At 40.5% G+C, this 18,051-nt stretch carries 17 protein-coding genes; 7 read left to right on the top strand and 10 right to left on the bottom strand.

Features of this window, described 5'->3' with window-relative positions:
• Positions 1 to 16: 16 nt before the first annotated feature.
• Positions 17 to 808, bottom strand: a complete 792-nt coding sequence (locus CLV81_RS08080; RefSeq protein WP_106144513.1) for a universal stress protein — start codon at positions 806 to 808, stop codon at positions 17 to 19.
• A 188-nt stretch (positions 809 to 996) separates the two neighbouring features.
• On the opposite strand from CLV81_RS08080, the gene CLV81_RS08075 reads away from it, so the two are divergent.
• The 4 genes from CLV81_RS08075 (at position 997) to CLV81_RS08060 (ending at position 5,499) form a co-directional block, all read left to right on the top strand.
• A complete protein-coding gene (locus CLV81_RS08075; RefSeq protein ID WP_106144512.1) occupies positions 997 to 1,953 on the top strand; it encodes an ROK family protein in 957 nt (318 codons plus the stop codon).
• Between the two features lie 546 nt (positions 1,954 to 2,499).
• Positions 2,500 to 3,225: an energy transducer TonB gene (locus tag CLV81_RS08070; RefSeq protein WP_106144511.1), complete on the top strand. Its 726-nt coding sequence runs from the start codon at positions 2,500 to 2,502 to the stop codon at positions 3,223 to 3,225.
• A 77-nt stretch (positions 3,226 to 3,302) separates the two neighbouring features.
• On the top strand, positions 3,303 to 4,661 hold the full coding sequence (gene hemN, locus CLV81_RS08065) for an oxygen-independent coproporphyrinogen III oxidase (protein ID WP_106144510.1): 1,359 nt from the start codon (positions 3,303 to 3,305) through the stop codon (positions 4,659 to 4,661).
• 16 nt (positions 4,662 to 4,677) lie between these two features.
• Positions 4,678 to 5,499: a universal stress protein gene (locus tag CLV81_RS08060; RefSeq protein ID WP_106144509.1), complete on the top strand. Its 822-nt coding sequence runs from the start codon at positions 4,678 to 4,680 to the stop codon at positions 5,497 to 5,499.
• Between the two features lie 84 nt (positions 5,500 to 5,583).
• Here CLV81_RS08060 and CLV81_RS08055 read toward each other — a convergent pair whose 3' ends face one another.
• The 9 genes from CLV81_RS08055 to CLV81_RS08015 all read right to left on the bottom strand — a co-directional run bounded on the left by CLV81_RS08055 (position 5,584) and on the right by CLV81_RS08015 (position 15,488).
• Positions 5,584 to 6,855 (bottom strand): acetyl-CoA hydrolase/transferase family protein, encoded by a 1,272-nt coding sequence (locus CLV81_RS08055; protein ID WP_106144508.1) that lies wholly within the window; start codon positions 6,853 to 6,855, stop codon positions 5,584 to 5,586.
• Between the two features lie 9 nt (positions 6,856 to 6,864).
• The gene (locus CLV81_RS08050) at positions 6,865 to 7,575 is read right to left on the bottom strand and encodes a sulfite exporter TauE/SafE family protein (protein WP_106144947.1); all 711 of its coding nucleotides are present in this window, start codon (positions 7,573 to 7,575) and stop codon (positions 6,865 to 6,867) included.
• A 3-nt stretch (positions 7,576 to 7,578) separates the two neighbouring features.
• The gene (locus CLV81_RS08045; protein ID WP_106144507.1) at positions 7,579 to 8,025 is read right to left on the bottom strand and encodes a FixH family protein; all 447 of its coding nucleotides are present in this window, start codon (positions 8,023 to 8,025) and stop codon (positions 7,579 to 7,581) included.
• An 11-nt stretch (positions 8,026 to 8,036) separates the two neighbouring features.
• Positions 8,037 to 9,446 carry a cytochrome c oxidase accessory protein CcoG gene (gene ccoG / locus CLV81_RS08040; RefSeq protein WP_106144506.1) on the bottom strand — a complete coding sequence of 470 codons (1,410 nt, stop codon included), beginning with the start codon at positions 9,444 to 9,446 and terminating at the stop codon, positions 8,037 to 8,039.
• A gap of 48 nt (positions 9,447 to 9,494) precedes the next feature.
• Complete coding sequence (locus CLV81_RS08035) at positions 9,495 to 10,436, bottom strand: cbb3-type cytochrome c oxidase N-terminal domain-containing protein (RefSeq protein ID WP_106144505.1); 942 nt, start codon at positions 10,434 to 10,436, stop codon at positions 9,495 to 9,497.
• 4 nt (positions 10,437 to 10,440) lie between these two features.
• Positions 10,441 to 10,626 (bottom strand): CcoQ/FixQ family Cbb3-type cytochrome c oxidase assembly chaperone, encoded by a 186-nt coding sequence (locus CLV81_RS08030; protein WP_106144504.1) that lies wholly within the window; start codon positions 10,624 to 10,626, stop codon positions 10,441 to 10,443.
• A gap of 2 nt (positions 10,627 to 10,628) precedes the next feature.
• Positions 10,629 to 12,830, bottom strand: coding sequence for a cytochrome-c oxidase, cbb3-type subunit I (gene ccoN / locus CLV81_RS08025; protein ID WP_106144503.1), 2,202 nt, complete (start codon positions 12,828 to 12,830; stop codon positions 10,629 to 10,631).
• Between the two features lie 2 nt (positions 12,831 to 12,832).
• Positions 12,833 to 13,045 (bottom strand): cbb3-type cytochrome oxidase assembly protein CcoS, encoded by a 213-nt coding sequence (ccoS, locus tag CLV81_RS08020; RefSeq protein ID WP_106144502.1) that lies wholly within the window; start codon positions 13,043 to 13,045, stop codon positions 12,833 to 12,835.
• A 70-nt stretch (positions 13,046 to 13,115) separates the two neighbouring features.
• A complete protein-coding gene (locus CLV81_RS08015) occupies positions 13,116 to 15,488 on the bottom strand; it encodes a heavy metal translocating P-type ATPase (RefSeq protein WP_106144501.1) in 2,373 nt (790 codons plus the stop codon).
• A gap of 51 nt (positions 15,489 to 15,539) precedes the next feature.
• Between CLV81_RS08015 and CLV81_RS08010 the strand changes: the two genes are divergently transcribed.
• The 3 genes from CLV81_RS08010 to CLV81_RS08000 all read left to right on the top strand — a co-directional run bounded on the left by CLV81_RS08010 (position 15,540) and on the right by CLV81_RS08000 (position 18,007).
• Complete coding sequence (locus tag CLV81_RS08010) at positions 15,540 to 16,271, top strand: Crp/Fnr family transcriptional regulator (protein ID WP_106144500.1); 732 nt, start codon at positions 15,540 to 15,542, stop codon at positions 16,269 to 16,271.
• Between the two features lie 68 nt (positions 16,272 to 16,339).
• Positions 16,340 to 17,032: a Crp/Fnr family transcriptional regulator gene (locus tag CLV81_RS08005; protein WP_106144499.1), complete on the top strand. Its 693-nt coding sequence runs from the start codon at positions 16,340 to 16,342 to the stop codon at positions 17,030 to 17,032.
• Between the two features lie 75 nt (positions 17,033 to 17,107).
• The gene (locus tag CLV81_RS08000; protein WP_106144498.1) at positions 17,108 to 18,007 is read left to right on the top strand and encodes a universal stress protein; all 900 of its coding nucleotides are present in this window, start codon (positions 17,108 to 17,110) and stop codon (positions 18,005 to 18,007) included.
• Positions 18,008 to 18,051: the final 44 nt, after the last annotated feature.

The following is an 18,051-nucleotide window of genomic DNA, read 5'->3' as shown; positions in this document are numbered from 1 at the left end:
TACAATATGGAATAAATCAGTCCAAGGCCAGTACCGGAATCTCCGAATGAAGCGTAAGGAGCTTTGTCAAACGACCTTCAGAGGGTGAACCGGTCACAGAGTGGTTTCTTGGCAAAATGGCCAGTAAATCAATGTCCTTACCATTGATATAATCCAGTATCCCTTGCTCAATATCTTCATTCTTACTAAATGAATGCTCCGTATAGAAGTGCTCCAAATAATACTCTAAAAGATTTTCAGTTCTATCCACTATGGCTTCTTCCGCATATACCGATTCTTTATAAATAGTGAGTACATGAACTTTGGAATTGAACGTTCTGGCCACGTTCAACAGCATATTCAGCACCTCTTTATCCTCAATTTCCTCTTTGCCCATAACCAAGGCAATTTGTTTCGGTTGTTTTATTTCACATCCATAAGGAATGGATATTACTGGGCAATTTGCCTCCAAAACAAGTTTTGAAGTATGGGTAATGGCTTCATCCGTGGTTTTATCTCCCATGGTACCCATAATTATCAAGTCTGTCTTCTGATTGATTTGCGTGACCAAAATTGTTTCGATAACATTTCCCGAAACACTGTTAAAGACAGGTTCTTTTTTGGTTTTCACATTAAATGAACCCAAGACCTTCCTAAAATTCTCTTTTAGCTCTTTTTCTTCATTTTCAGTCGAAGGAATTACCCCAACGTAAAGAGCAAGAATATCGGTATCCCTATTGGGACCAACAAAGTTCATGGTATACTCCAATGCATTCACGGAAGCTTCAGAGAAATCAAAGGGAATCAGAATTTTATTTATAGTACTCATACCTAATAGTTTTAATATTTACATCAAATGTAAATCTGCCCTTCGACCTAAAACATGACAGAAATCAGCTTTAGTCATACCTTCAATATTATAGATTGCTTTTTGGTTGTTTTCTATGCGGTTTACCATTTTTTTTGGCTCGATAATTGGCTACCTTTAAGACATAAACAATCGGCAGCTTTACTACAATGGATATTGTTATCGGAATTGATATAGGAGGTACAAAAACCAAAATAGGTTTGGTTAATAAAGAAGGAGAATGTATCGAAAAAACGTTTTTCCGCACTAAGGAGTTTCCAGACTTGGACGACTATCTGAATGAGCTGAAGAAGACTTCAGAAAATCTTATCAGTAGTGTGGATACACCCTTGAACATTTTAGGATGTGGAATTGGAGCACCAAATGCATCCAGCAAAAATGGCACTATTGAAAACGCCAGTAACCTTCTTTGGAAGGGCAGTGTCCCCTTTATTGAAAAATTCCACGAAAAAATGCCCATGCCCATGCGCATTATGAACGATGCAAGTGCCGCGGCCTTGGGTGAAATGCTTTTTGGGAGTGCAAAAGACATGACTGATTTTATTGCCATAACCTTGGGTACCGGTTTTGGGGCGGGAATTGTGGCCAATGGAAAATTGATTGATGGCTTTGATGGTTTTGCAGGAGAATTGGGCCATGTGGACATGACCATGGGAGACGGAAGGTTAACAGGATTGGGCGTAAAGGGCGGATTGGAAGCTTATGTTTCTGCCACCGGATTAAAAAGGACCATTTTGCATATGCAGGCGAAATATCTTGTGGACAGCCGGTTTAGAAGTATTGCATATAACGACCTACATGGAGAAGATATCACCAAAGCGGCCGAGGAAGGAGATGAAATTGCTTTGATGGCGTTTGATTATACTGCCAAAATTATGGCACAAGCTCTTGCCAATTTTACTGCATTTACCCAACCTGAAGCCTTTGTTCTCATGGGTGGACTTACTAATAGCGGCAAATGGATAATGGAACCCTTGGAACGGTACTTCAATGAATTTCTTTTGGAGGTTTACAAAGGAAAAGTAAAACTGATGCATTCTGGCATGCAGGGTAAAACCGCAGCAATCTGTGGCGCTGCAGCTTTAATTTGGGAAAATCATTCCTAAAGTTAAAACCTTTCCAATACAATTTGATATTTGTCACAATATTAAAAATCGAAAACTTTGCCCGTGAAAGCCAAAGCTTTTTGGCGTAGAACCATTAGGGTCTCCATTTATTCAACACTGCATATTGGAAAATAGCTGAATACCTCGACAGCAAGCTGTACACTTCAATTCCTAGGTTCATTATAGATTACAGTTTATGCAAAACCTGCACGAAGGAGTTTGTCTAAAACTCTTTGATGCGTTATTCGTAAACCTCAATAAAAACTTCTTCAACAAGACCCATATATATAATAGGTATAGGATGTAAGGTTTCACAAAACCTAAAGGTTGACTTCGGGTATCTTAAACCCCTTCGCTAGTTGTCAAAAAAACATCTCCCGAATGGGAATTCATTTCAAAACAAACATAGTTTCAGGACAGAAGGATTTTACCAAAAAAGGAGAACCTAAAGATAAGGTGTAGGCCAACCGATTTCCGTAAACTGATGATTATCATGTTTTAAGCTCTTCAACATAGTTAAATTTATGTTATTAAATATTAAATGTCATGAAACCAAAAAAGAATCCCAACGCAGAAATAGGCAGAAATAGTAGCCTCTATTTCATGATAGGCCTAGCTTCGATTTTATTCGTTACCTGGCAAGCGCTAGAAGTAAAAGTATATGAAAAAGAGACCGAAGTTTTAGATGTCGTTCAGGTTGCAGACAATCTTGATGAAGAAGTTCCCATTACCAAAAATGTTATTACTGCACCTCCACCACCTCCACCTTCCGCACCGGATGTCATTGAGATTGTTGAAGATATGGAAGATGTTGAGGAGACCGTCATAGAAAGTACGGAGAGTAGTCAAGATCTTTATATTGAAGATGCCGTAGTAAAAATAGATGATGTTCAAGTTGGAGAAGAGGAAGAAGAAATATCGGTTCCTTTCGCCATTATAGAAAATGCTCCGATATTTCCTGGTTGTGATACTTGTCCCACAGAGGAAGAAAGACGGGCGTGTTTCAATCAAAAGGTACAGGAACATATTAGGAAGAACCTAAAATACCCTCCCTCTGCACTAGAAATGCGTATATCAGGTCGTGTATTTATACAATTCGATATTGATTCGAAAGGACGAGTGGTCAACATTCAAAAAAGAGGGCCTGACCGTTTGCTAGAGGATGAGGCAGAACGCCTAATTGCTTCTCTACCTACAATGAAACCAGGAATGCAACGTGGAAAGGCAACTAAAATTTCATATGCCATCCCTATCAACTTTATGATAAGATAGCTGAAGAAGCGCCTAATGATAATTGTCATGTTTTGTCAATTTCCACAAGACTATTTTAGCTCAATAAAATATAGTTTATGTGCAATCTGATTCAAAAATATAATGTGCCAGGACCACGGTATACCAGTTATCCCACTGTACCCTATTGGAACTTGGAGGGTTTTTCGGGGAAACTCTGGAAGTCTACAGTGACCAAAGTCTACAACGAAAATAAGGATGAAGGTATCAGTCTGTACATTCATCTCCCCTTCTGTGAGAGCATGTGTACTTTTTGTGGTTGCCACAAACGAATCACCAAAAGGCATGATTTAGAATTACCTTACATTAAAGCGGTACTCAGGGAATGGGAGCTATACACGAATCTTTTGGAAGATAAACCAAGGATAAAGGAATTACATCTTGGTGGGGGCACACCCACTTTTTTCTCACCTGAAAATCTTACAACATTGATTTCGGGAATTCTAAGAAAGGGAAAAAAGACCGAAGATGCTGAGTTCAGTTTTGAAGGACATCCAAACAATACAACCAAAGCACACCTACAGGCTCTTTTTAATGTGGGGTTCAAAAGAGTCTGTTTTGGTGTGCAAGACTATAATGAAACTGTACAAAAAGCTATAAATAGAATTCAACCTTTTGAGCATGTAAAAAGGGTTACTCAGTGGGCTAGGGAAATAGGTTACACATCCGTAGGACATGATATAATTTATGGACTGCCTTTTCAAACTTTGGAAGATGTGGAACAGACGGTTTTGATGACCCAAGAGTTAAAGCCTGACCGAATTGCTTTCTATAGTTACGCCCATGTTCCGTGGATGAAAGGAAATGGTCAACGGGGTTATAGGGATGAGGACCTTCCCAGTGGTCGTGAAAAAAGAGCTCAGTATGAAATGGGCAAAAAAATGCTCACAGATTATGGGTATAGCGACGTTGGTATGGATCACTTCGCATTACCTACGGATAACCTCCACGTAGCTATGGTTCAAGGAAAACTTCATAGAAACTTTATGGGCTACACACCCTCTAAGACCAACCTAATGATTGGCCTGGGCGTTTCAAGCATCAGCGATAGCTGGTATGGTTTTGCCCAAAATGTGAAGAGTTTGGAAGAGTATCAAAATCTGACATCGCATGGTCTTCTTCCTATTTTTAGGGGTCATATCCTAAACACCGAAGATCAATTGATACGAAAGCATATTCTTGATTTGATGTGCAGATATAAAACCGACCTAAATGAAGAGGAAAATCACTCAGAAGCTTTTGAGCAAATCAAACAAAACTTGAAAGAAATGGTGGATGATGGCTTGGTGAAGATACAGTCCAATACGATAAAAGTAACTGATAAAGGAAGGCCCTACATAAGAAACATCTGTATGGCTTTTGACCTAAAATTACATAGAAAAAAACCGGAAACACGTTTGTTTTCGATGACCGTTTAACTTAAAAACCATAAAAATGAAAGGTATAATTGTCCCAGTCGATTTTTCAGAACAGTCAGAGAATGCATTAAAGGTAGCCGCTTCCTTGGCTAAAAAACATGATGCCGAACTATTTGTGCTACATATGCTGGAACTCTCCCCATCCATTATGAGTGAGTCAGGATACATTGCACAAGAGCAAGTGGTGCACCTCATCAAAATCGGTGAAAAACGATTCAACGACTTTTTGGATAAACCATATTTAAAGGACATTAAAATTGTTCCCATAATCAAACATTACAAGGTTTTCCAAGAAGTTGATGAGATAGCAAAAAAGCATGATGCCGATTTAATTGTGATGGGCTCTCATGGTACGGATGGATTAAAAGAAATCTTCATCGGTTCCAACACCGAACGCGTGGTTAGAAGCTCAGAGATTCCTGTTTTGGTAATAAAAGGAGAAATAGAGCAATTCGATTTGAGCAATTTTGTTTTTGCTTGTGACTATAAGGAGGAGAGCATTCCCGCTTTGAAAAAGGCCAAGCAAATGGCCGAACTTTTCGGAGCTGACCTGAAGTTGGTTTATATCAATACTCCAGGAGACGAGTTCTTGAGCACAGAGGATATCTCCAACCGAATTTCCAAGTTCTTGAATCTTGCCAAAGAGGGCCTTAACGTGGAGATTTACAATGACTATTCAGTTGAAAAAGGCATATTGAATTACAGTGAAACTGTTGGTGCCGATTTAATCGGTATACCCACTCACGGGAGAAGAGGCTTGACGCACTTTTTCATGGGAAGCATTGGAGAAGATGTAGCCAATCACTCCAATATTCCTGTAATAACATTCAAAATCTAATGGTTGAACTTTTTTTGGTTGGTTAGTTTAATATTTAAGTAGTAGTTCAACAAGAAAGGGAGGCTTTTAGCCTCCCTTTTATTTTTATACTCCATTAAACCGATTGTGAGCCGCTTGTTCCAATTCTTCCCTAAAATCAGGATTTGCTATTGAAATCAGTGCATAGGCCCGCTCCTGAAGATTCTTACCATATAAATTAACCACACCATATTCTGTGGCTACATAATGCACGTGGGCACGCGTTGTCGTTACACCAGCACCCTCTTTCAAAAAGGGAACTATTTTGGAAACTCCCTTGTTTGTTGTAGAGGGCATTGCAAAAATCGGTTTTCCTCCTCTTGATAAAGAAGCTCCCCGGATAAAATCCATTTGCCCCCCTACTCCAGAAAACTGCCAACTGCCAATGGTGTCTGCACAGATTTGACCTGTTAAATCGATTTCAATGGCGCTATTGATTGCCGTTACCTTGGGGTTTCTTCGAATTCGGGCCGTATCGTTTGTGTAGCCAGAATCCCTAAAATCACAAATGGGGTTGTCATCAATGAAATCATATAATTTTTGTGACCCTACGGCAAAACAACTTACAATTTTACCCATTTTTATCTTTTTTTCAGCACCATTAATCACTCCACTCTCAATCAGGGGCAACACGCCGTCCGAAAACATCTCCGTATGAATACCCAAATTCTTGTGATTTTCCAAATTGGAAAGTACCGCATTGGGAATGTTTCCAATTCCCATTTGCAATGTTGCTCCATCCTCAATTAACGAAGCTACGTTCAATCCAATCTTATTTTCAACTTCAGACAGTTCTCCAGCTTCATGCTGGTGAATGGGCCTATCAACCTCTGTAGCGGCTGCAATTTCATCAATATGTATGATTCCTGTTCCATGGGTTCGAGGAACCTGCGGATTAATCTGTGCAATTATCTTTTTAGCTGTTCTGACTGCAGGCAAAGCGACATCCACTGAAACCCCCAACGAGCAAAATCCGTGTTTATCAGGGCTTGAGACCTGGACAATCGCTACATCCAAAGGCAAAATGTTATTCTTGAAAAGCCAAGGAATTTCACTTAAAAAAATAGGTATATAACCCGCATTTGGAGTGTTTACCGCTTTTCTAACATTACCTCCTACAAAGCATGAACTTAGTTTAAAAGTGTTGTAATACGGCTCTTGTACGTATTTAGCTGATCCCTCAGTATGGATGGAGACAATTTCAATATCCTCCAGTTCTTCATGACGATTGCAGAGTGCATCTATGAGTTCATTTGGGGTCATAGCAGCCCCTTGTAAAAAGACACGGTCCCCAGATTTTACCTGTTGGACCGCTTCTTCAGCCGATGTAATTTTCATACGTGTTTTTTAGGGTTGATGGCATTCAATTTTTGCAGTTGTTATATTGTTTTGGGAAATTTTTGGAGAAACATAAGGAATCCCCAAACCCAAACCACGAACAATGAACAACAGACCAACTACTATCACAAAAACAGGGATAGCTTTTTTAACTTTTGCCTTGATGGGTCCTTTTAACCATTTGCTGGAAAAAACCACCAGAGTCATCAAAGGGATAGTTCCAGCTCCAAACAAAACCATATAAAGACCTGCTTGAAGCTCATTTCCCATGGCAATTGCTCCTAGAGTGGCCATATAAACCAATCCGCATGGTAGAAAACCATTTAAAAAGCCTATGGTTAAAAAAGTGTCTGCCGATTTCTTCTTAAGTTCCGTGCCCAATTTGGATTTTACCTTTCCTATTAGTCGGTAAACCGGAGCTGCCAGCTTACTGGTTTGTCTACCACTTCTTGGCCATAATACCAGAATGACCATTATGGCGCCAACTGCAATGGACAACTTCTGTTGGATTCCAAAAAGGGCCAAACTTTTACCCAAAAAGCCAAAGAGCAATCCAATGATGCCGTAAGCCAAGAGTCTCCCTCCATGGTAAAGTGCAAGTTGGCCTGCTTTGCGAAAGTTGTTTTTCTTATCCACCGGAAGCAAAAAGGCTATTGGACCGCACATGCCAAGGCAGTGCAGACTTCCCAAAAAACCAAATACAACTGCGGTAAGAATCAACATTTAATATGTGAGTTTTTCTTTATGTAAAAAAACCTGTTTCTTGTAATTCCAAGATACAGTAATGTCCCAGCGACCGTCCACCAAGCGATTGTCAGGTATGAGCAAATGTGTATTGGACAAACTTATGGGAAAGTCAAAATCCAAGTGCTTGTTAGACGGTCTATATAGGGACACTTTACCAGTAATCTTTTTGAAATCAAATTGTTTCGGGAATACAATAACCACGCCTTCGTCCGTTTTTTCGACTTTTAGTTTTGCTTCGCTTTTCAATGCCGAATTTGCCGCGTCAATTTCCTTTTGATACGCTAATTCCCTTTTGTAGTAGTCTTTTGTGACCAGGTCGTGATTGGCACTGTCATCCATGCTCATCCTAACAACAAAATAGAGAATGAACGCGATGAACGCGATGAAAGCAATAACTATTCCTGTTCCCCAATTTATTTTCATATCCTTATATTTTAATTATAGCTACGCGGTGCCAGGAATTGGGTAATTGTTGTCTCGATGAGTTCTTCACCGCTGTATACCCCAATTTTCAATCGGTCCTTGTCGCCATTTAATGCTGAATTATTTATTTCTATAAAGAGTGTGCCCTCCGCTAATTCCTCTGCAGGTACCTCAAAGCTATCTTTGGACACCAGTTTAATGGTTCCTTTATGGGACAAAAGCTTAAAGCTTACATCCCCAATGTCCTTAGTGGTTTTGTTCACGAGCTTGTATGTATATACATTGCTGATAATGTTATTTTCCTTTCGCTCATAAAGCTGTCCGGGAAGTCTCAAGATGTTGGCCTCCAATTCATTTCTAAGAAAAAGCATTCCTATCAAAACGGATATCAAAATTCCAAGCACGGCCGTGTAGCCTTTCATTCTTGGAGTAAACCTGAACTTTTCCTTTTTGGTTATTTCATCCTCACTGGCATATCGGATAAGTCCCCTTGGTTTGTTGATACTATCCATAATATGATCGCACTCGTCAATACATGCGGTGCAATTGACACATTCCAATTGAGTACCGTTTCGTATATCAATTCCTGTAGGACAAACATTTACACATTGAAAACAGTCTATACAATCTCCATAACCTAGAGCGTCTCTATCCTCATTCTTTCTGAACTTTTTCCTGCCATTTTCGGCTTCCCCTCTTTTATGGTCATACGCAACCACAATGGACTTATCATCCAAAAGAACCCCTTGAAGTCTGCCATAGGGACAAGCGATAATACATACTTGTTCCCGGAACCAAGCGAACACGAAATAAAAGACCCCTGTAAATATGAGTAGTGGAATCATTGTCCCCATATGGGTTACGGGGCCGTCTGTTATGTATTGAATAAGCCTATCACTTCCAATTAAATACGCCAGAAAAATATTGGCGATAAGAAAAGAAATAATGAAAAAAACACTCCACTTTAAAACCCTTTTTCGAATTTTCTTTCCATTCCAAGGTGATTTATCCAATCGCATCTGAGCTCCTCTATCGCCATCTATCCAATACTCTATGCGACGAAAAACCATCTCCATAAAAATGGTCTGAGGGCACATCCATCCGCAAAAGATACGTCCATAAGCCACCGTGAAGAGGGCTACAAAAATCACTCCCGCAATCATGGAGATTACTACCAAATGAAAATCTTGCGGCCAAAAAGGGAAACCAAAAATATTGAATCGCCTTTCCAGAACATTGAACATCAAAAACTGATGTCCATTGATTTTTATAAAAGGAGCAGCAAAAAGGAAAAGCAGAAGGGTATAGCTCACGTACTTTCTGTAATCATAAAACCTGCCCTTAGGCTTTTTAGGATATATCCATGCCCTCTTCCCTTCTTCTGTAATCGTCCCTATGGAATCCCTAAAGTTTTCTTCCATTTCCTAATTTCTTTTCGAGCAAATCGGATAAACAATCCTAAAGCCTTCCTACTCCAAACTCACATCGACAGAATCAACCGCTTGTTCTGGAAGCTCTGTTTCTGTTTCTTCAGCATCAGGGTCTATCCATATTTCACCCTCTGGCGCTTTTGGGTTGGCAGGTGTAGTTCCGCCCAATGTTAAAATGTAGCTGGCTACCTGAGCCATTTCCACAGGTTTAAGACTTTGTTTCCAGGCCACCATTCCCTTACCATCTCTACCTCCTTCGGAAATGGTATTGAAGACATTTTTTATGCCACCACCCAATATCCAATGTTCATCGGTAAGGTTGGGGCCAATTCCCCCTCCTCCATCTGCCATGTGGCAAACCACACAATTTGTTGTGAAAACTTTCTCCCCTGCATTCAAGTCGGAAGCATCTGTCAAGTATTCAACCGTATTTACATCAACTAGGTTTTTCGCGGTTTTTTTATACTCCTCAATGGCAATTTTTGCCGCAGCTACCTCCTGTTCATATTCCAATGCCTGATCATAATCTCCTGCAATATGGAATCGCACCAAATAGATTACTCCAAAAATGATGGTTACATAGAACATATATACCCACCAGGGCGGCAGTACGTTGTCCAGTTCCCGGATACCATCATAATTATGGTCCAGTATGATTTCCTCTTCTTTTTCAATAGCTCGGCTACGGGTCAATCTTTGATACATCTGTTTACCCCAAGTCCATTCTCTTTTCTTATTTTTTGAAAGGAGATACCGTTCTTTTGCCTCTTCCGAAAGCGTTTGGAACATTACATTTTCTATAGACTTCAAAATGAGTTCGATGGCAATAAGAATCATCAATACCATCAGCATGAAAAACTGGGTAATGGGATATTCTATAATGGCCGGTTTATCTCCAGAATCGATGAAATACTCCATCAAGCCAAATATTAAAAAGAATAATACCGGTATGCGAATCCACCAAGGTGTTCTAGTACTCATAATTTTATGGTTTGTTGTTGTAATCGTTATCTAATGGTAATTCTCCCATTTCTTTGATGTGCTCTTTGGAGGCCGTAGCCACCCACCAGAACAACAAAACGAAGAAGATGAAAAATATAAGCAAGGATATCATGGGATAATTTGCAATTCCCTCAATACTATCCATATGATTTTTTACGTATTTCAACATGACTATTTGTTTTGGGAGATTAATTCATCTGTTTCCTTCACCTTAATATCCGTCCCTAGACGTTGTAAGTATGCAATCAAAGCCACAACTTCCCTATCCCGCATATCGATAAACTCTTCTCCATTCTCTTGGGCAAACTTCTTATCAGCTTCATAGGTTCTCACAAATTCTGGGTCGGCATAGAGGTTCTTCTCAATCTGCAAAGCTTGTTCCGCCATTGACTCTTGGGCCATTTCTATGTCTTCGTCCGTGTAGGGAACACCTAATTTGACCATAGCCCTCATCTTGGCCTGAACGGCACTCCTGTCATGCTCATTGGTCACTAACCACTGGTATGCCGGCATAATGGAACCTGCGGATGTACTTTGAGGGTCGTACATGTGATTTAAGTGCCAATTGTCCGAGTACTTTCCTCCCACGCGAAGCAAATCAGGTCCTGTTCGTTTACTTCCCCATAAGAATGGGTGGTCATAAACGAACTCGCCAGCTTTAGCATATTCGCCGTAGCGTTCCACTTCACTCCTAAAGGGTCGTATCATTTGGGAGTGACATCCCACACATCCTTCACGGATATAGAGGTCCCTACCTTCCAACTCAAGTGGCGTATAGGGCTTGACACTGGTAATGGTCGGAATATTGGACTTTACCAAAATGGTAGGTACAATCTGAATGATTCCCCCAATCAAAATGGCCACCGTAGCCAAAATTGTCAATTGTACAGGCTTTCTTTCCAACCAGTTGTGGAAGGTTTCTCCCGCTAGTCTTCTCTTGGACACTTTGGTAAGTGGAGCTGCTTCTGCCAATTCATCCTCCACACTACTTCCTTTTCTTATAGTTACCACAACATTGTACACCATTATGAGCATACCTACTATATAAAGGCTACCTCCAATGGCTCTCATCCAATACATAGGTATGATTTGAGTCACGGTCTCCAAGAAGTTACCATAGACCAAACTTCCATCTGGATTGAAATCTTTCCACATCAGGGCTTGGGTAAACCCAGCTACATACATAGGAAGGGCATACAGTACGATTCCCAAGGTGCCTATCCAAAAGTGGAAGTTGGCCAATCCTTTGGAGTACAAGGTTGTTTTGAACATTTTGGGTACTAACCAATAGATCATACCAAAGGTCAAGAACCCATTCCATGCCAAGGCTCCAACGTGCACGTGGGCAATAATCCAGTCACTGAAGTGTGCAATGGCGTTTACGTTTTTCAGGGAAAGCATGGGGCCTTCAAAGGTGGCCATACCATAACCTGTGATGGCAACAACCATAAACTTCAAGGTGGCGTCACTTCTTACTTTATCCCATACCCCTCTTAGGGTCAACAATCCATTAATCATACCACCCCAAGAAGGAGCAATCAACATTACGGAAAAGACAACACCTAAGTTTTGTGCCCAATCTGGCAATGCTGAATAAAGCAAGTGGTGTGGTCCAGCCCAGATGTATATAAAAATCAAGGACCAGAAGTGAACGATGGATAATCTATAGGAATAGACCGGTCTATTTGCTGCTTTCGGAACAAAGTAGTACATCAACCCCAGGAAGGGTGTGGTCAAGAAAAAGGCCACGGCATTGTGCCCGTACCACCATTGTACCAAAGCATCTTGAACACCGGCGTATACCGAATAACTTTTCAAAGCGGCTACAGGAAGCTCAAGACTGTTGAAAATATGCAGCACAGCCACAGTAACAAAGGTGGCCAAGTAGAACCAAACGGCCACGTACAAATGGCGTTGTCTTCGTTTTAGGATGGTTCCAATCATATTCCAACCAAAAACCACCCAGACCACTGCTATGGCCAAATCAATAGGCCATTCCAATTCCGCATATTCTTTTGAGGTTGTATATCCTAGCGGAAGCGTCAAAGCTGCTGCCACAATAATCAATTGCCATCCCCAAAAGTTAATGTTACTTAGCGCATCGCTGAACATTCTTGCTTTAAGCAAGCGCTGGAGTGAATAATAAACTCCTGCGAAAATGGCATTCCCCACAAAAGCAAAAATCACAGCATTGGTGTGCAATGGACGTAGACGCCCAAAACTTAACCATGATATCCCATCCGTGATGTTAGGGAATAAAAACATGAAGGCCAACAAAAGACCTACCAACATACCTACCACGCCCCAAAGCATGGTGGCATACAAAAACTTTTGAACGATTTTGTTATCGTACCGAAACTGTTCTATTTCCATATTTATTGATTAGTATCTTTAATTTGATTCGTTTTTTTCGACTTTTTTAACTGTACATCGTCTTCATTTTGGACCAATTCATCCTCAAAAAGCATGCGAACGGAAGGAGTGTATGAGTCATCATATTGGCCTGCTTTTACCGAGCGTATAAAGGCCAAAAAAAACACGAGAGCCACACATATACTAATGGCCAGCAATACATAAATAACACTCATACCTACCTGAATTTGGTGTAAAACTACATTCGCACAACCGGTCAAAAAATGACATATATCAGCTTTATAATTATTTTAATTTCCTTCCTAACAAATTGACAAACACCGTAGTAAACGCCACAACACTTATGGAACTCAGAGGCATAAGAATAGCAGCAATAACGGGTTGAAGCTGTCCTGTTACCGCGAAATACAATCCAACCAAGTTGTAACAGAGCGATAAAAGGAAGCTTATCTTGATAATTTTAATCGACTTTCGGGACAGTTCTATAAACAGGGGCAACCTATCCAATGCCTTTGCATCCAAAATACCATCACAGGCCGGAGAAAACACATTTATATTTTCGGACACAGCAATTCCCACATCGCTTTGAGCTAATGCACCTGCATCATTAAGCCCGTCACCTACCATCAAGACTTTATGGGATTGCTGCAGACCTTTGATGAAATTCAGTTTATCTTCAGGTTTTTGATTGAAAGCTATTTTAGCATTGGGTGGTAAGATTTTTTGAAGTCTCGGTTTCTCGCCATCATTATCCCCTGAGAGTATCCCCAATTCCATGGATTGCTGCAGTTCTTTGAACATTTCATCCACACCTTCCCGGTAGTGATTCTTAAATACAAACCTTCCTTTTACTTCCTCATCCGTGCTTACATACACCGAGGTATTCAATGCTTTTGATTTTTGCTCATGGCCAACATAAGAAGCAGAACCTACTTTTATGGTCCGCTGGTCTGCCTTGGCTTCCAATCCCCTACCCTCGTACTCTTGAAATTCATCCAAGGTCACAATATCATTGGATTGTAAAATGGAATATAATGAACGACTCAATGGGTGGCTCGAAGCACGTAAAGTGGTTTTGAGCATGTTCTTTTCGGCTTCAGTAAGTTCAATGCCTTCATAAAAAACAGCATCTTGTTGGGTTGTGGTTATGGTTCCTGTCTTATCAAATATGGCGGAGTCAATCTTCGCCAAACGTTCGATAACGTTGGTATTTTTGAGATAAAACTTGTGTTTTCCGAAAATACGAAGCATGTTGCCCAAAGTGAAGGGTGCGGCCAATGCAATGGCACAGGGGCATGCAATTATGAGGACCGCCGTGAAGACGTTCATAACCAAACTTGGCTCAAAAACCAACCAGTAGATTGATGACAAAACTGCAATAGTGAGCACAGCCAGGGTAAACCTTCTACCAATACCATCCGTCAAGGTCTGGAAATTACTGGCTTTGTCCTTTGAAAAAACAGTGTTTCCCCATAACTGGGTCAAATAACTTTGTGACACGGATTTTTGCACTTCCACTTCCAAAACACCAGAAAGTTGCTTACCCCCAGCAAACAATCTTTCTCCTTTTTCCTTAGTCACGGGTTTCGATTCTCCAGTAACAAAGCTATAATCAATCTCCGCCACACCTTTGATAAGAACACAATCCACTGGTAAAATCTCTTGATTACGAATCAGTAGACGGTCTCCTTTCCTCACATTGAATATCTGAATGTTTTCCTCCTCATTTTTGGTACCTAAACGAGTGACCGCGATGGGGAAATAGGATTTATAATCTCTTTCAAATGATAGGAAGGCATAGGTTTTTTGCTGAAAGAACTTGCCCAATAACAAGAAAAACACCAATCCGGTAAGACTGTCAAAAAAACCAGAACCCAAATCCCAAACAATGTCCACAGAACTTCTTAGGAAAAGAACCAATATACCCAAGGCAATGGGCACATCTATATTTAACATTCTTGACCGTAATCCCTTAATGGCAGACTTGAAGTAATCTTGAGCTGCATAGAAAACCACTGGAATGGAGAAAGCGAACATGAGCCATCTGAACACCACCTTATATTGTTCCAACCAAAACTCTTCAACTTCAAAATACTCCGGAAAGGAAAGCAACATCACATTCCCAAAGGCGAAGCCTGCCACACCTAATTTATATAGGAGAGATCTATCCACCTTCTTCCCTTTTTTGGCGTAATCCTCCAAAGAGAGATAGGGTTCGTATCCAATACTTGCCAATAGAAGCACCAATACTTTTAGAGAAAAACCATCCGTTTTATAGGTGACCCGAATGGTTTTTGCTGGAAAGTTGACCTGGGAGACTGAAATGGACTCATGCAACTTGTTCAAGTTTTCCAACAGCCAAATACAGGAACTACAATGGATGTTTGGAATGTTAAGGTTGATTACTTGAACTCCTTCTTCATCAAACTCAACCAATTGGGAAACGATTTCAGGATTATCCAAGAAATCATATTTTTTCTGAATGGGATTGGGAGTAGAACCCGCTTTTGCTTCCAACTCATAGAAGTAGGAAAGTCCATTATCGGAAAAGATTTCATAAACGGTTTTACAACCATGACAACAAAAAACCTTTTCATCAAAATGGACTGGATTGCTCTCGCAGGAATCCCCACAATGATAGCACGTATCGTCCAACATACACTTTTGCTTTACCTAACACAAAAGTGGTATATGTGCCTCAGGTAAAATATGATTTATGTCAGCTTTTACAGAATTGCCCCAAAGTATCTTTGCTACATGGTAAAATGCTCCAAAATACAGAACAAGCAATTGAATGACTTTGATTCACTTTCCGAAAAAGCCAGAGAACGTCTTTGGTCGACCTCGGAATCCATAAGACTCCCCAAAGGCAGTCTAGTGTTTAAAGAAACCCAGTTGTTGAACAAGCTTTTTTGTATTAAGAAAGGGGCTTGCAAGTTCAGTAAAATGGATAACTCTGGACAAGAGCACATTTTACGTTTTTTGGGAGAGGGTGAAGCAATGGGCAAAAGGTCAGTGGTCACCAACTTGGGGGCTCGGGTAAGTGCAATCGCCCTGACAGAAACCGAGCTATGCTGTTTGGATAAATTGGAAATACAAAAGAATTTGGAAGAAAATCCAAAGTTTTGTCAGGATTTTTTGGACTCCTTGATTAACGATGCTGATATTAATGAATCCACACGAATGCTGTTCCATTCCAGCAAAGATATCAAGTCCAGATTGGCGAAACTTCTTTTGTACATACAGAACAAGTTTGGCACCAACGAGAATGGAAAGCTTAACGTAAAATTAAAGCGAGATGATATGGCGACGGTATTGGGAACATCGCCAGAATATATAATCAATTTACTGAAGAAGTTCAGAGGTTTAGGGCTAATTGACACCAAAAAAAGGGAATTATACATTTTGTCCAAATCAGGATTGGAAGTTATGGCGTCATAATTCCTAAAAAATTACAGGTTTTTTCTCCCAAAGAAACCGTATTTTTAGGGGTCAGGTAAAATCAAATTATGGAAAATAGCAGGTGTGAGAATTGTATCATAAGGCAGTTTAATTCTCTTCGTGCCATGAGCAAAGAAGAGCTTAAGAAGGTTTCCGATTCCAAGACGACCAAAACAATCAAAAAGGGGGAGCCTCTTTTTGAAGAAGGTGAAAAACTCAATGGCGTTTTTTGTGTCCGCAATGGAGTATCCAAACTATCCAAATTGAGCGCTAACGGCAAGGACCAAATTGTAAAACTGGCCACCAAAGGCGAGGTTATCGGACAACGCTCGGTAATTGCGGAAGAGTCTGCTAATTTATCGGCTATTGCGGTTTCTGATATGGAACTGTGTTTCATTCCGAAAGAAAGTATAAATACCACACTTCAAAGCAATCCCAACTTTACTTTGGAGGTACTGCGCCACATGGCCCACGATCTTAAGGAGGCCGATGATGTTATCGTAAACATGTCCCAAAAAACGGTAAAACAAAGGGTTGCAGAGGCTTTTCTTTACTTAAAGAACAATTTTGGAGAAGATGAAGATGGTTTCCTGACGCTGACACTCTCCCGTGAAGATATCTCCAATGTGGTAGGAACCGCCACGGAATCCGCAATTCGAATCATATCTGAATTCAAGAAAAAAGGTCTTATCCATACCTCAGGCAAAAAGATTGGAATTCAAGATGAGAAGAAGCTTCAAGAACTTGTGGATGGTTTCTAATCCAAGAAGCTGACAAATGTCATAGTACGCCTTTAACGACTACTCTACTTTTACATTGTTTTTACTATTGGAACAATGCAAAAGATTCTTATACCTACAGATTTTTCGGAAAATGCGTGGAATGCCATTACGTACGCCATGCACTTGTTCCGCTACCGGAAGTGTACTTTTTACTTTCTAAACACCTATACACCGGTGATTCCAAATAGTCGTTTTATGGCTAATGCAGTGGATGGTGTCCGCATAGTGGATGCTGTGAGAGATGCTTCGGAAAAAGGCCTTCAACAAACTGTTGAACGTGTCAAAAAAGAGTTCAACAATCCTAACCATACTTTTGAAACTATTTCTTCCTTTAACTTGTTGGTAGAGGAGGTCAAGGATGTTGTTGAAGAGTTTGGCATCCATCTAGTAATTACTGGAACCAAGGGTGCTTCGGGTATTGAAGAGGTCTTTATGGGTAGCAATACTGTTCGAATTATCAAAAACACCAAAAAATGTCCTGTTCTGGCCATTCCGCAGCACTTCGATTTTGTAACTCCTTCGGAGATTGCTTTTGCCACGGATTTTAACCGTTTCTACAGTAGTTCAGAACTGCAACCCTTATTGGATTTGGCCGAAATGTTCAAGGCTACCATCCGTATTGTTCATGTACAATATAAGTTGAAGGCGCTTTCAGAGTTACAGCAGTTCAATCTGAATATGCTTAGGCGCTATATGAAGGATACGGAGCATTATGTTCATACCGTATCTGAGCTTAATTCAGTTTCCCATACGCTCGAGATGTTCTCGGAAGAGCTGGAAATTCATTTATTGGCCATGCTGAACTATCAGCACAGCTATATGGAAAAAATGACTCGCGAGCCCATTGTAAAGCGTACAGCTTTCCATACCCAGATACCATTATTCGTAATTCCGGAACTCGGCATGAACGGAATATCTCCACCAGTAGAGGAAGAGAGCGCACTTTATAATTAAAGGGTTCGCATTTCTGGTAGACCCATTTGGGTTGCTTTTCTATC

Source organism: Flagellimonas meridianipacifica, from assembly GCF_003001695.1.
Lineage (GTDB): Bacteria > Bacteroidota > Bacteroidia > Flavobacteriales > Flavobacteriaceae > Flagellimonas > Flagellimonas meridianipacifica.
The sequence above is the reverse complement of the archived record's forward strand: the minus strand, read 5'-3'. Positions and strand labels throughout refer to the sequence as shown.

Bases quoted from the DNA above. Each gene is read 5' to 3' on its own strand.
- CLV81_RS08080 (WP_106144513.1), bottom strand. From the start codon at position 808: ATGAGTACTATAAATAAAATTCTGATTCCCTTTGATTTCTCTGAAGCT.
- CLV81_RS08075 (WP_106144512.1), top strand. From the start codon at position 997: ATGGATATTGTTATCGGAATTGATATAGGAGGTACAAAAACCAAAATA.
- CLV81_RS08070 (WP_106144511.1), top strand. From the start codon at position 2,500: ATGAAACCAAAAAAGAATCCCAACGCAGAAATAGGCAGAAATAGTAGC.
- hemN (WP_106144510.1), top strand. From the start codon at position 3,303: ATGTGCAATCTGATTCAAAAATATAATGTGCCAGGACCACGGTATACC.
- CLV81_RS08060 (WP_106144509.1), top strand. From the start codon at position 4,678: ATGAAAGGTATAATTGTCCCAGTCGATTTTTCAGAACAGTCAGAGAAT.
- CLV81_RS08055 (WP_106144508.1), bottom strand. From the start codon at position 6,855: ATGAAAATTACATCGGCTGAAGAAGCGGTCCAACAGGTAAAATCTGGG.
- CLV81_RS08045 (WP_106144507.1), bottom strand. From the start codon at position 8,025: ATGAAAATAAATTGGGGAACAGGAATAGTTATTGCTTTCATCGCGTTC.
- ccoG (WP_106144506.1), bottom strand. From the start codon at position 9,446: ATGGAAGAAAACTTTAGGGATTCCATAGGGACGATTACAGAAGAAGGG.
- CLV81_RS08035 (WP_106144505.1), bottom strand. From the start codon at position 10,436: ATGAGTACTAGAACACCTTGGTGGATTCGCATACCGGTATTATTCTTT.
- CLV81_RS08030 (WP_106144504.1), bottom strand. From the start codon at position 10,626: ATGTTGAAATACGTAAAAAATCATATGGATAGTATTGAGGGAATTGCA.
- ccoN (WP_106144503.1), bottom strand. From the start codon at position 12,830: ATGGAAATAGAACAGTTTCGGTACGATAACAAAATCGTTCAAAAGTTT.
- ccoS (WP_106144502.1), bottom strand. From the start codon at position 13,045: ATGAGTGTTATTTATGTATTGCTGGCCATTAGTATATGTGTGGCTCTC.
- CLV81_RS08015 (WP_106144501.1), bottom strand. From the start codon at position 15,488: ATGTTGGACGATACGTGCTATCATTGTGGGGATTCCTGCGAGAGCAAT.
- CLV81_RS08010 (WP_106144500.1), top strand. From the start codon at position 15,540: ATGATTTATGTCAGCTTTTACAGAATTGCCCCAAAGTATCTTTGCTAC.
- CLV81_RS08005 (WP_106144499.1), top strand. From the start codon at position 16,340: ATGGAAAATAGCAGGTGTGAGAATTGTATCATAAGGCAGTTTAATTCT.
- CLV81_RS08000 (WP_106144498.1), top strand. From the start codon at position 17,108: ATGCAAAAGATTCTTATACCTACAGATTTTTCGGAAAATGCGTGGAAT.